The organism is Superficieibacter sp. (genome assembly GCF_032071645.1).
GTDB lineage: Bacteria > Pseudomonadota > Gammaproteobacteria > Enterobacterales > Enterobacteriaceae > Superficieibacter.
The window spans coordinates 144,638-157,550 of the sequence record NZ_DAMAPU010000002.1; the positions used below are offsets into that span (position 1 = coordinate 144,638).

Annotated in this window: 10 protein-coding genes; 7 read left to right on the forward strand and 3 right to left on the reverse strand. The window is 56.7% G+C overall.

The annotated features are described in order from the left end of the window. Positions 1-60 precede the first annotated feature (60 nt). The gene (locus RT197_RS04990; protein WP_312947950.1) at positions 61-3,192 is read right to left on the reverse strand and encodes an autotransporter domain-containing protein; all 3,132 of its coding nucleotides are present in this window, start codon (positions 3,190-3,192) and stop codon (positions 61-63) included. A 198-nt stretch (positions 3,193-3,390) separates the two neighbouring features. Further along, positions 3,391-3,705 (reverse strand): hypothetical protein, encoded by a 315-nt coding sequence (locus tag RT197_RS04995; RefSeq protein ID WP_312947952.1) that lies wholly within the window; start codon positions 3,703-3,705, stop codon positions 3,391-3,393. Positions 3,706-3,884: 179 nt separating this feature from the next. Between RT197_RS04995 and RT197_RS05000 the strand changes: the two genes are divergently transcribed. Beyond that, on the forward strand, positions 3,885-4,514 hold the full coding sequence (locus RT197_RS05000; RefSeq protein ID WP_312947954.1) for a response regulator transcription factor: 630 nt from the start codon (positions 3,885-3,887) through the stop codon (positions 4,512-4,514). Beyond that, positions 4,511-6,286, forward strand: coding sequence for a hybrid sensor histidine kinase/response regulator (locus tag RT197_RS05005; protein ID WP_312947956.1), 1,776 nt, complete (start codon positions 4,511-4,513; stop codon positions 6,284-6,286). Before RT197_RS05000 ends, RT197_RS05005 begins: the two co-directional genes overlap by 4 nt. Before the next feature lie 22 nt (positions 6,287-6,308). Here the strand turns inward: RT197_RS05005 and RT197_RS05010 are convergent, their stop codons facing one another. Next, positions 6,309-6,593 (reverse strand): SelT/SelW/SelH family protein, encoded by a 285-nt coding sequence (locus RT197_RS05010; RefSeq protein WP_312947959.1) that lies wholly within the window; start codon positions 6,591-6,593, stop codon positions 6,309-6,311. A gap of 221 nt (positions 6,594-6,814) precedes the next feature. Between RT197_RS05010 and RT197_RS05015 the strand changes: the two genes are divergently transcribed. From RT197_RS05015 to RT197_RS05035, 5 genes are all read left to right on the forward strand, one after another. Beyond that, positions 6,815-9,187: a TonB-dependent receptor domain-containing protein gene (locus tag RT197_RS05015; protein WP_312947962.1), complete on the forward strand. Its 2,373-nt coding sequence runs from the start codon at positions 6,815-6,817 to the stop codon at positions 9,185-9,187. A gap of 76 nt (positions 9,188-9,263) precedes the next feature. Then, positions 9,264-10,316: a ChuX/HutX family heme-like substrate-binding protein gene (locus RT197_RS05020; RefSeq protein ID WP_312947963.1), complete on the forward strand. Its 1,053-nt coding sequence runs from the start codon at positions 9,264-9,266 to the stop codon at positions 10,314-10,316. Next, complete coding sequence (locus RT197_RS05025; protein ID WP_312947965.1) at positions 10,313-11,131, forward strand: hemin ABC transporter substrate-binding protein; 819 nt, start codon at positions 10,313-10,315, stop codon at positions 11,129-11,131. The genes RT197_RS05020 and RT197_RS05025 overlap by 4 nt, the downstream gene beginning before the upstream one ends. Continuing rightward, positions 11,131-12,126, forward strand: a complete 996-nt coding sequence (locus RT197_RS05030) for an iron ABC transporter permease (protein WP_312947967.1) — start codon at positions 11,131-11,133, stop codon at positions 12,124-12,126. The genes RT197_RS05025 and RT197_RS05030 overlap by 1 nt, the downstream gene beginning before the upstream one ends. Then, a complete protein-coding gene (locus tag RT197_RS05035; protein WP_312947969.1) occupies positions 12,119-12,898 on the forward strand; it encodes a heme ABC transporter ATP-binding protein in 780 nt (259 codons plus the stop codon). The genes RT197_RS05030 and RT197_RS05035 overlap by 8 nt, the downstream gene beginning before the upstream one ends. The last annotated feature ends 15 nt before the right edge of the window (positions 12,899-12,913 follow it).

The following is a 12,913-nucleotide window of genomic DNA, read 5'->3' on the forward strand; positions in this document are numbered from 1 at the left end:
AATCAGATATAATAAAGCCATCCCATGTGGGATGGCTTTATTGATAACACGCCTGTTAACTCAGAACGACCAGCGGATATTGGCGTTAACCGAATTAACGCTACTGTCAGCGCCGTATTGCCCTTTATAGCCGACATCCAGCGTGGCGTTACGTGGCAAATTAACGCTGACGCCGATATCACCTACCAGCATGTCCTTATCAACCGGGTTGCCCTCGGTAATAAAAGAATCGCTGTTGGCAAAGGTCATCCCCGAGGACGCCTTCTTATCGCCGTACGCGTGCTGCCACCCTAATGAGCCATAAAGACTCACGTTATTCTGCAACGCCGTTACGCCGCGCGCACCGAGGGTAGAGTAAAAGGTATTCATCGTTTCATTACGCACGCTCAGCGCGGCGGCACCGCCGTTCTCCCGGAAATTATCCGTATGCAAACGGATATAGCTCAGGTTGATGAACGGCTCGATGTTTTGATCGGCCTGGCCAAAACGGTAGCCTGCTTCGGTGAAGCCCAGCAGTGAATTTGCATCATAGTCTGCGCTCAGCCGATCGGAGTAACCGCTGAAATCGACCTTACGTTCGGCGTCGATCTTATGCCAAGTGTAACCGACCGCGCCGCGCAGCGAGAAGGCATCCTGACGTCCCGCCGCATACAGACCGAGGTGGTAGTTATCGGTATCTGTTTTAGAGCGACGGCTGTCGACATCAAAGTCTCCACGGCTGTAGCCAAAGAAGCCGCCGACTCGCACGTTATAGTCGGCCAGTTGACGATCTCCGCCCAGCAGGAAGCCCGCCGTGTTGCCCTTCAGCTTACCGGTATTGTCGTCGCCGTCATTTTTGACCCATGAACCGAACGTCTGGCCCCAGACGCCATTATTTTGCTGTTGGGACGACTGCACCAGCGACATCGCCAGTGGCGGCACTGGCAGCACATCGCTATCAAACGCATGCAGCATCCGCTGATTCAGAACGTTAAATACCTGACCGCTGCTGGCAATCAGGCTGGACTGTACCGAAGGGTAAATTTCGCCGGAGAGCTGATTGAACGCCTCGCGCGCTTCCGGCGCGCTGAGCATCAGCAGCGAGTTATACAGCGCCAGCGACGGGCCGCTTTGCGTCAGCGTCGAGAGCGCACCCGCCGTATTCCACTGGTTGCCGGTTTCCGCTACCGTCTGGAAAATGCCAGGTGTGCCGCTGCCAGGGTTTTCACCGCCGGGATTACCCGGATTCTCACCGCCGGGATTGCCAGGGTTTTCACCGCCGGGATTGCCCGGATTCTCACCGCCGGGATTGCCAGGGTTTTCACCGCCGGGATTGCCAGGGTTTTCACCGCCGGGATTGCCAGGGTTTTCACCGCCGGGATTGCCAGGATTCTCACCGCCGGGATTGCCGGGGTTTTCACCGCCGGGATTACCGGGATTCTCGCCACCGCCGTTGTCTTTCTGCGCGATGTTCAGATCCACGGCGTTCGCCGTTTGATTAAGCGACACGTCGAGAAAAGCGGATTTGGAAACCGCTGACGCGAACTGGCCGTTGATCCCGCCTTCAGCGTTAAGAATGCGGTAGCTCTGGCCTGTCTGGTAGCTGGTCTGCGGGTCCAGCGCGGTCACCTGCACTTTGGCCTGATCGCTGATGGTGGTTAATCCCGCCACGTTCAGCAGATCGCTGCGACCATCGCCGGTAATATCAACATCGTAAAACGACTCGCCGATAAAGTTCAGGTAGCGCTTCAGGGTCAGAGTGCCAATCCCCCCGTCGCCGGGCGAAATATGGCCGCCAGAAAGAATTTCAGTCTGGCCGAGTGTACCGTTCCCGCCAAGAACGCCGCCGGATTTAATCGACGCGGCGCTGCTGTAGCCGAGCCCATTGCTGACATCCGTCCCGGCGGTGGCGTTCAGGATCAGCGTCCCTCCGTTTTCCGCGCTCAGGGTCTGAATATCGAAAGGATTGTCTTCGCTCTGGGTATTGATATCACTGGCGATGATAATTTTGCCGCCGCGCGCGAGGACATTCGCCTGAAGCTGGGTCAGATCGCCGCTCAGCGTGGTTTGCCCGGCGGTGTTGATAACATCGCCTTCGCCGCTCATTTTGTTCGCAAAGTCGTAGTTCTCTGCGGTGTGGTTGAAGTAGACGTAGCTGCGGAATAGTCCGCCGCGCAGGCTGATTGCCGTCCGGGCATCAATGGTGCCCGCGCCACCCGCCGCGCCGAGCGTCGGCTCCGTCAGGCCGGTGCCGGTGTCCATGTTGCCGCGACTGCCGATAACCAGCGCGCCCCGGTTAGAACCCGTTCCGCTATCGCCCAGTACCAGTTCGCCGTCGCCAGCGGAGACGGTGCCGCCGTCCACCACCGACACCACGCCGTTACCATAATCGCCGACGATAATGTTGTTGCCGCTGGTAAAGCTGGAGCCGCTGCCCGCAACATACAGCTCGGCGGTTTTCTGCGATCCCGAAACGCCCGCTACTTCTGCGCTGCCGACGCTGACCGCGCCGCCGTCCAGCACATCCAGATCGCCGTTAAGCGTCAGCGTACGGGCAACATTCCATTGGGAATTTTCCCCCGTCACCGTGCCCTTCGGATTGAGCTTGTCGGCCTCATCCGGGATATAGCCGTCGCCGATCCGCGCCTCGTTGGCGGTCGTTAATAATCCGCCGTCTTCAATCAACAAGGTGGAGCGGGAACCCATCGTGTTGCCGACGGTAAGGTAGTTACTGACGACGCGGGAACCAGCACCGGTCACGATGAGATGGCTGTCATAGCCCCGGCTGGTGCCCACAACGATCTCTTTCGCGCTTGCCAGCGCGCCATTCTCGACCCGCAACGTACCCAGACCCAGATTCAGCCCGCCGTGCAGTATGTATTGATCGTTGAGGGCGTTCAGTTCGGCATTTGGCCCACTGACCGTGACGTTGCTTTCATAAATCTTACCGTTATAGAGACGGCCAATATTGACGTTCCAGGCGGTGATTTTGCCATTATCGATCAGCAGGTTGCCGCTCTGATTACGGCCAACGTACACATCGCCATCGTAAACCAGTGTTTCCGTGACCCGCGATTCGCCGTCAATAATAGCGTCGGCGGCGTAAGTAAAACCTGTAGGTGTTAACAGCATCAGTGGGGCAGAGAACAATGCGAGGTAAAGTTTAGAAAGTGAGGTTTTCACTTTTAAATGATGCGAGAAATTGTCATTCACGTGCTATCTCCACATTGATTACGTGATGTCGCGAGGGTCGTTGTTTTATAAAAATTCAGGGAACTGACGTTGATGACCCTTTATTTCGCGAATTCAGGCGTGCAGGCAAATTATCCGGCGAAGCAAAACAGATGACTTCCTTATCGTCATGCTCCGGCGGGTGAAAACAGAGAGCAAGAGAACCGCTCTCTGCGAGAATTATTTATGTGTGACGACTGGCGTACAGCTCGGCGCGCTCAGTGCGGGGGCCGAACCTAAAATGCCGGGCATCATCATGGATGAGCAATCGAAAATTCGCCCTTTGTCCGTTGTTGCACGATAGGTAAGTTTTTGTCCGCCCAGAGCGTCGGGCTGTTCGCCATTCACCTGGGTGACGGTTATTTCATCTGACGACCCCAGCCCCAGCATTTTTGCCGTTTCTGCCTGAAGCAGCGGAACAGCCTGATCGGTTTTTAACGTCGAACAACCCGCCACCATTAAGGTAACGGCGAGTGCGATGAATGGTTTTTGCATAAATTATCCTTGTAACCAGACAGTATCGATTGCTGCATCGCAATACGTTTTCTTTTGTTAAATCCTGAAATAAGATATTTCTCTTTCCTGCAATAAAAAACCCTCCTAAAGTAGGGAGGGTAATTAATGGATAAAGTTGTCAGAATAGCGCCGATTCTATCCGCTGAAAGGAGAGGCTTTTGGGACAAAATTATGCGTTAGTCATTGACGATCACCCTCTGGTGGCAAGTGGCATCGCCAGTTTTCTCAATACTCACTGTCATTTCAGACAGGCATACGTGGCGACTGACGAAGAGAGTTGTTACCGACACATCCGGGATAACGGCCCACCAGAATTAGTAGTGATCGATTTCTGGCTCTCCTCCTGTACGGCATTGAAACTCCTCAAAGAGATAAAACAGCGCTACGCGAAAGTGCGTTTACTCGTGGTCAGCGGTGATGAAAATAACGATATCTGGCAAAAAGTGCAGAATGCAGGCGGGCATGGTTTCGTCCTGAAAAACGAGTCGCCGGAATTATTCAGCCAGGCGGTCTTCGCGTTGATGGATAACTGTCTATGGTTTCCGGCAAGCAATAAAGAAATAAAAATAAAGAACAGCGTCCTGCAAAAATTTAATTTAACGCCCCGGCAGGAAGAGGTTTTACATATGATGATGCGCGGTCTGCCGAATAAGCGCATCGCTTCACAGCTCGCCATTTCTGAACCGACGGTAAAAGAGCACATCAGTAATATTTTAAAAAAACTCGGCGTTAACAGTCGCGTTGAGGTCATTACGCTGCTCCACGGCAATCGGGAGCCTTTGCCATGAAAGCGGTGCTGGATTTGCCGCAGGAAAGTATTTCATCGCGGGCGCAGATCCGCCTGCTGAATAACACGTTTAGTCGGTTAGTCTTCAGCTTCGGGGCGGTGCCCTTTGTCGGCGTTCCTTTCGCGATCTGGCTTTATTTGCTTGATGATCAATTAGGACCAACCATTGCCTGGATAGTGATTTACCTGCTGTGCGCCATCATGGTAAGAATATGGCATCGCCGTTATTTGCGTGAAGCCCGCGAGAATGACGACGACGCGGTATTACGCCGCTGGCTGCCGCATATTAATAAAGTGGCCTTTGCGCACGGGCTTGGCATCTCATCGCTCTATTTTATTACCCCCCAGACCCATAATTTCGATTTTTTCCTGCTGCTGAATATCAGTATTGCCGCAATTGTCGCCGCTAACGCAACGCATCTGACGCCCGTATTCAGCACCTTTAAGCGTTTCTTTCTCGGCTCGTGGGGATTATTAAATCTCGGTATTGTGTGTCGGCTGGAAAACGTGATGTTAATTGTGCTGATGCTCAACCTGCTTTACGGTTTTGCGATTTATCGCCATGCGTTAACCTCGCACGCGTTCTTTATTCAGCAGGCAAATCTTGAAGAACAGAGCGCCCGGCTGGCGGAGCAGTTTCGCCAGGCAAAAGAAGAGGCAGAACAGGCGCTGCGGGATAAAAACCAGTTTTTAACCACGGCCAGCCACGATCTGCGCCAGCCGGTACACGCGATGGGTTTTCTGATCGAAGCCATCATTCATAAAAACCACAACGACGCGCTCATGCCGCAACTGCTGGATCTTCAGCAAAGCGTGCGTTCCGTGCAGTTGATGTTCAACTCGCTGCTCGATCTGAGCAAAATCGAATCGGGCAGCATCGGCACCACTACCGTCCATGTGGACATCGGCGCGCTCCTGGATTCAGCGATCACGCTTTTCCGGGAAGAAGCCCGGACTCGCGGTCTGGTCCTTCGCACCTGGCGGCCCGGACGACGCATCCACGTCATGGGTGACCCGCTACTGGTACGGCAATCGCTGATCAACCTGATCCAGAATGCGCTGCGCTATACGCAAAAAGGGGGTGTGCTGGTGGCCATACGACCGCGCGGTGCACAGTGCCTCCTTGAGGTGTGGGACACTGGCGTGGGCATTGCTGACGAAGAAAAAGGCAAAATCTTTTCCCCTTACTATCGCCCCGAACTGGCGTGGAAAATCGACAGCGCCGGGCACGGCCTTGGGCTGGCGGTAGTGGCGCGATGCGCCAAAATGATGAATGTGGAGTACGGTATGCATTCCATTGAAGATAAAGGCTCACGTTTCTGGATGCGCTTCGCACAGTATGTTGGGGAAGAAAAAACCTCTGACGGCGTGCCTGACGCCGTCGCTTCCGTGAGCCGCCATTCGTCGCTGCGTGGCTCCTGCCTGGTGGTGGACGACGATCCGCTGGTCATTTCCGCATGGAAAAGCCTGATGAATACATGGGGGCTGGATGTGCGCTGCGCTGCCTCCGCTGAAGAGGCCTTCGCCATCATCGACGATGGCTTTACGCCGTTTGTCGTGCTTTGCGACCAGCGCCTGCGATCCGGTGAGAGCGGTTTTGACATCCTGAAGGCGCTGCTTGAGCGCCTGCCGAACGTCAGCGGTGCGATGGTCAGCGGCGAATTCAACTCTCCGGTGCTGAAAGAGGCCGAAGAGGAGGGATATCTGGTATTGCGAAAACCGCTGGAGCCTGCGACGCTACACGCGCTGTTAACGCAGTGGCTGGCGGGGTAGATGCCGCGCAATCGCCAGACGCTCACTCACTTTTTTTCTCCACGTGTCCCAGATTTTTCTCCGGGAAACAATAATCCCGCACGCGGCGCTTTAACTCTGCCGCGTCGGGAAAGCCGCCATCCTGCTTACGATCCCAGATCACGTGACCGTCAATATCAATAATAAAAATCCCGCCGGTGCCGGGGATCAGACGCACGGAGTCGAGATCGGTACTGAACGTCTGTAACAGTTCCTGCGCCATCCAGCTGGCGCGTAGCATCCAGTTGCACTGTGAACAGTACTGCACGGAGATCGCGTTTTTGCTCATTTTTCTCTCATCTCATTCAGGGAGCCGAAGCGCTCAATTTACGGTTTATTGGCTATAAATGTGAAGACTTTGTGAAGTTGTTGCAAGTGATAATAATTATCATTAGTATCCGATTCATAATTTATAACAGTACGTAATTTTTGGGTTTATCCCCTTTTTGACCATTCAGTGGAAGTGAGATGTGAGCCTGATACTAATAAAACAAAGGCTTACAAAACATTATGCATACATCGCACATTTCTCCGCAGCGCTTTCGGATGAGCGTTCTGGTGACTTCATTACTTGCCGCTCTGTATCAAACGTCTGCTATGGCGGCTGATACCGGGACGGCAAAGACTACCGCAACCTCTGCACCACCGGACACGACTGAAGAAATGCTCGTGACCGCACCGGCCCCGCTGCTGAAAGCGGGAAGCAGCCATTCGGTCAGCGCGCAGGATCTGCAAAATAAGGGCGCGAAAGATTTCGGTTCGATCATGCGCTACGAACCTTTAATCAGCGCCACCGGTGCCAGCGGCGGTTCCGGTAATGGCAAAAGTGGTTTTGACCGGGGCGGCTATACCGGCTACAACATTCGCGGCCTGGAAAGTAACCGGGTAGGGATTGATGTCGATGGGATACCGCAGCCGGATGCCACCGGACGCAGTTATAAAAGCCGGGCCGGGCTGAACACCTTCGGCATTGGCCGCGACTACATCGATCCCTACATGTACGGCGCGGTTGATATTGAGTCCGGCGCGACTTCTGCCGAACAGGCCAACACCTCCATCGGCGGCAATGTCTCTTTCCGCCCGAAATCCGCGGATGATTACCTGCATCCGGGAAAAAATACCGCCTTTGGCTACCAGAGCGATTACGATTCTGCCGACCGCAGCTGGCATAACGGCGTCACCGGCGCGGCGGGGGATGACACCCTGCGCGGCATTTTTGTCTACAGCCGTCGTGACGGTCAGCAAACCCGTAACAATAGCGGCACCGTGGACGCTTACCCGGCTAACTGGCACTCCGACGCGATGATGGCCTCCGGTATCTGGCAGCCTGGCGATGAGCATAAACTGACCGGCACGCTGGATTATTACCACAAAACCAATCATACCCATTACGACGCGTGGAACAGCAGCGGCAGCCAGATCCTCGGCGATGCCCAACAGACCAGCCAGACCCGGCGCTGGGGCGTCAGCCTGAAAGATGACTGGACGCCGATGAATGACTGGCTGGACAGCATGTCCAGCAAAATTTACTACCAGCATACGCAAGCGCATGACCGCACTTATATGCCGGACAGCATTACCACCGACATGCAAACGGTTTACTCTGACTATGACACCGATACCTGGGGTCTTCAGAACGCGCTGGCCAAAACGCTGGGCCGCCACGATCTGAGCGCTGGTTTTAACGCCAGCACCACAAAAACGCAGCGCCCGTTCAGACAGTCGCCAGCGCCGACGGCCTACAGTGAGATCATGCAGCCGGAGGCGGACAGCCGCAGCTATACCCTCGGCGCGTTTGCGCAGGATCAGATTAATTTCGACGTCAGCGGGCACCATTTCGCCATCATTCCTGGCGCACGCGTGGTTCACCAGTCGACGAAGCCGGATAATCTCTCCAGCCTGACCAGAAACAGTAGCGTGCTGGATGAGTCCGAAGCGGCGACGTTATACGGCAAAAACAGCGACACGCAGCTTTTGCCGTCGTTGGCGTTCCAGTACGACATCACGCCGCGCCTGATGACTTACCTGCAATATAAACGCGGGGCGCAGTTCCCCAATGCCAGCCAGCTATATGGCTCCTGGAACCTCGGCTCCAGCTATGCGGGCAGCCAGCAATACGCGCTGATCGGTAATACCGACCTGGAAACCGAAACCAGCGATAACCTCGAATGGGGCATGAAAGGGGACGTCACCGACGGCATTACCCTGCGCACCGCGCTGTTCTATAACAGCTATAAAAACTTCATTGCCTACACCCGCTACTCGCGTGCCAGAAACCCGGATAAATTCACCGACGTTCCCTCCAATATCTACACCACCTATCAGGCAGAAAACCGCGATAAAGCCTTTATCTACGGCGGTGAAATTAGCGCCAGATTTAATTTCGGTACCTGGTTTGAGGAGGTCAATGGCCTGAGCGCAACCCTGGCATATGGCTATACCGAAGGGAAATCGAAATCCAGCTACAGCGGGGATAAATACATCGATCTCGACAGCGTAGCCCCGATGAAGGCCATTGCTGGCGTGGCGTGGGACGATCCGGCGAAACGCTATGGCACCGCCCTGACCGCTACCTTCGTCAAAGGCAAACGCGCAACGCCGACCAGCCGCGAAAGCTATAGCAATTCGGGGGCGGCAATTGCTGACTCCAGCAACGACTATATGCGCGTGCCGGGCTACGGTCTGCTGGACTGGACGGCATACTGGCAGGTGGCGAAAAACGTCAGACTCAACGGCGGCGTTTATAACATCACCGACCGTAAATACTGGGACTATCTGAGCAGCCGCACCATTGAGGAATCCACCCGCCAGAATGCGTATGACAAAGCGCTGGCGGTCATGCCGGGGCGCACGTGGCAACTGGGTGTTAACGTCGACTTCTGACCGAGACGTTATCCTTAACTCTTGCTCCCCCGGTATCGCTGCCGGGGGTTTTTAACCTTATAAGGAAGCGAATTCCATGTCTGTTTCATCAAAAGATGTTTCCGCAATCTGGCAGCACTATCAGACCATTAAAGCGCAGGAGCCTGCAAAGTACGCCCGCGATATCGCCACCCGGATGGCGATCAGCGAAGCGGAATTAACCCACGCCCGCGTGGGTCACGATGCCGTGCGTCTTAAGGGCGAAATGCGCGAGATCCTCGCGGCGCTGGAACTGGTGGGAGACACGAAGTGCATCTGCCGTAACGAATATGCCGTTCATGAGCACACCGGCAGCTTCACCAATCTGCATATCAGCGAACGCGCCGGGGTAGTGCTGAACCCGCGCGCGCTCGATTTGCGTCTGTTCATCAGTCAGTGGGCCAGCGCCTTCAGCCTGCGCGAGCAAAGCCCGCGCGGCGAACGTCAGAGCATTCAGTTCTTCGACTATCAGGGGGACGCGGTGCTGAAAGTGTACGCCACGGCGCAGACCGATCGGGCGGCGTGGGATGAAGTGATCGCGCGCTTTAGCACGTCTGACGATCTGCCCTTGCCCATTACCGCCGCCGTTGCCGAACCGCATGCAGAAAGCCCCGACGGTGCCGAACTGGATCGGGCATGGCGGGCGATGACCGATGTACACCAGTTCTTTGGGCTGCTGAAAAAACACAATCTCTCGCGTCAGCAGGCTTTTCGCCTGGTGGGTGACGATCTGGCCTGCCAGGTCAGTAACGACGCCTTGCCGCGTCTGCTGGATACCGTGTTGCAGCAGGGGAACGAAATCATGATCTTCGTGGGGAATCGTGGCTGCGTTCAGATCTTCACCGGTACGCTGGCGAAACTGACGCCGATGCAGGGCTGGATCAACATTTTCAACGAGCGCTTTACCCTGCACCTGCGCGACGCGGGAATTGCGGAAAGCTGGATCACCCGCAAACCGACCGCCGACGGCCATGTCACCAGCCTTGAACTGTTTGCCGCTGATGGTACGCAAATCGCCCAGCTTTACGGTCAGCGCAGCGAAGGCCAGCCGGAACAAGTTCAGTGGCGCGCGCAGATTGATGCGCTGGGCAATGAAGGGAAAGCGGCATGAAAAAATTAGTGATGCTGCTGGCGGCGCTACCGCTGGTGGCAAGCGCTGCCGCGCAAAAGGTGGTGACGCTGGGCGGCGATATTACGGAGATCGTGTATGAACTGGGCGCGCAGTCGCAACTGGTTGGCCGCGACACCACCAGCACCTGGCCTGCGGACGTTAGCAAACTGCCGGACGTCGGCTATGTGCGCCAGCTCAATACCGAAGGGATTCTGTCGCTACGCCCCGATGTCGTACTGGCAAGTCCCCAGGCGCAGCCGTCGTCGGTGTTACAAACAGTCCAGCAAAACCACGTTAAGGTTGTCACCGTTCCCGGCGGTTACACGCTGGCGGCGATAGATAAAAAAGTGGCGGTGGTCGCCGATGCGCTCGGTAAACCTGCCGAAGGGGCGCAACTACGGCAAAAGCTGAAGGCACACATCGCCGCATTGCCGACATCGCCCGTCAACAAGCGCGTTCTGTTTCTGCTTAGTCACGGCGGGATGGGGACGATGGTCGCCGGGCAGGAGACCGCCGCCGACGGCGCGATCCGGGCCGCGGGCTTACAGAATGCCATGCAGGGCTTTGCGCACTATCGCGGCCTGTCGCAGGAAGGGGTCATCGCCAGCCAGCCCGATTTGATTGTTATCTCTGCTGATGGAGTGAAAAGCATGGGCGGCGAAGAGAATCTATGGAAACTGCCCGGTCTGGCGCAGACGCCTGCCGGGCGCACTAAACAGGTACTGATTATCGATGATATGGCCCTGCTGGGCTTTGGCCCGCGCACCCCGCAGGCGCTGATGGATCTGCGTAAAAAAGCGGAGCAGTTACCCTGATGAGTCGTGCCGTTGTGTATTCGCTGTGGGGCATGTTGCTGTTGCTGGTGGGACTGACGCTGGCGGCGACGACCCAGGGGGCGATGTCACTGCCGTTGCGGAGCCTGTGGCATACAAGCGATGACGCGCTGCGCCAGATCTGGCTGACCATTCGTCTGCCGCGCGTGCTGCTGGCGCTGGTGGTCGGCGCGGCGCTGGCGCTCTCCGGCTGTGTGATGCAGGGGCTGTTTCGCAACCCGCTGGCCGATCCGGGTTTACTGGGAATCAGCAGCGGCAGCGCGCTGGCGGTGGCCTGCTGGCTGGTGTTACCCATCCCGGTTCCCGCGCTGGTGGCGCTGTATGCCCCGATGCTGGCGGCGTTTATCGGTAGCGTGGCAGTGATGGTGGTGATTTTTCTGCTCAGCCAGGCCCGCGATAACTCGCTCTCAAGGCTGCTGCTGGTGGGCATTGCCATCAACGCACTGTGCGGTGCGGCGGTCGGTTTGCTGTCGTGGATCAGCAACGATGCGCAGCTTCGCCAGCTTTCGCAGTGGGGGATGGGCAGCCTCGGCCAGGCGCAGTGGTCCACGCTGATCGTGGCGACCACGCTGATTGTCCCTTCGGCGATAGCGGTGTGGCGCGTCGCGCGCCAGCTCAATCTGCTGCAACTGGGCGACGAAGAGGCGCATTACCTGGGCGTAAACGTTCCGCGTCTGCAACGGGTGATGCTGCTGTGCAGCGCTCTGCTGGTCGCGGCGGCGGTCGCCATCAGCGGGATTATCGGCTTTATTGGTCTGGTGGTGCCGCACCTGATGCGCATGTGGCTGGGAGCCGATCACCGCGCGCTGGTTCCGGGGTCGCTGCTGGCAGGTGCCATTCTGCTGCTGATTGCTGATACCGCCGCCCGCACGGTGGTGGTGCCCGCGGAGATGCCGGTAGGGCTGATCACCAGCCTGCTCGGCGCACCCTGGTTTCTGTGGTTAATCTTCCGGCAAAGAAGGGCTGAACATGGATAACACATTAAGCGCCACGCATTTACGCCTGCAACGCGGGCAGCGGTGGATCATCGACGATGTCTCATTAACGCTTAGCGGCGGTGAACTGGTGGCGCTGATCGGCCCCAACGGCGCGGGAAAATCGACGCTGCTGCGTTTGCTGACCGGGTATTTACCGGCGGAGCAGGGGGAATGCCTGCTGGCGGGCCGCACGCTGGCGCAGTGGCCTGCCCGCGAGCTCTCCCGCCGTCGGGCGGTAATGTTACAACAGACGCAGCTGCGTTTTGACTGGCCGGTGGAGGCCATCGTTGCCATGGGTCGTGCGCCGTGGGGAACCGACCATGAAGCCGAGATTGTGCGCGACGTCATGACACTGACCGGCTGTAACGATCTGACCGGTCGCGCTTACGCCACCCTGTCCGGCGGCGAGCAGCAACGCGTGCAACTGGCGCGCAGCCTGGCACAACTGTGGAACGACGGCGCGCCTGAAGGCTGGCTTTTCCTTGATGAGCCGACGTCGGCACTGGATCTTTACCATCAACAGCAACTGTTACGCCTGCTGAAAAAACTCACCGCCAGCGGGAAACTGCATGTCTGTATCGTATTACACGATCTCAATCTGGCGGCATTATGGGCCGATCGCGTGATGCTGCTAAACAAGGGCAAACTGGTCGCCCAGGGCACGCCGCAGCAGGTCATTCAGACCGATATCATTGCGCAGTGGTATGGCGCGGAGGTTCAGGTAAATCCCCATCCCGGCGGCGACACGCCGCACGTTTTTTTGTGTGCGTAGAGGTGGGGAGAGGCA

What these genes read in the sequence shown, in the direction of transcription:
- RT197_RS04995 (WP_312947952.1), bottom strand. Translation starts at nt 3,705, where the DNA reads ATGCAAAAACCATTCATCGCACTCGCCGTTACCTTAATGGTGGCGGGT.
- RT197_RS05005 (WP_312947956.1), top strand. Translation starts at nt 4,511, where the DNA reads ATGAAAGCGGTGCTGGATTTGCCGCAGGAAAGTATTTCATCGCGGGCG.
- RT197_RS05010 (WP_312947959.1), bottom strand. Translation starts at nt 6,593, where the DNA reads ATGAGCAAAAACGCGATCTCCGTGCAGTACTGTTCACAGTGCAACTGG.
- RT197_RS05015 (WP_312947962.1), top strand. Translation starts at nt 6,815, where the DNA reads ATGCATACATCGCACATTTCTCCGCAGCGCTTTCGGATGAGCGTTCTG.
- RT197_RS05020 (WP_312947963.1), top strand. Translation starts at nt 9,264, where the DNA reads ATGTCTGTTTCATCAAAAGATGTTTCCGCAATCTGGCAGCACTATCAG.
- RT197_RS05025 (WP_312947965.1), top strand. Translation starts at nt 10,313, where the DNA reads ATGAAAAAATTAGTGATGCTGCTGGCGGCGCTACCGCTGGTGGCAAGC.
- RT197_RS05030 (WP_312947967.1), top strand. Translation starts at nt 11,131, where the DNA reads ATGAGTCGTGCCGTTGTGTATTCGCTGTGGGGCATGTTGCTGTTGCTG.
- RT197_RS05035 (WP_312947969.1), top strand. Translation starts at nt 12,119, where the DNA reads ATGGATAACACATTAAGCGCCACGCATTTACGCCTGCAACGCGGGCAG.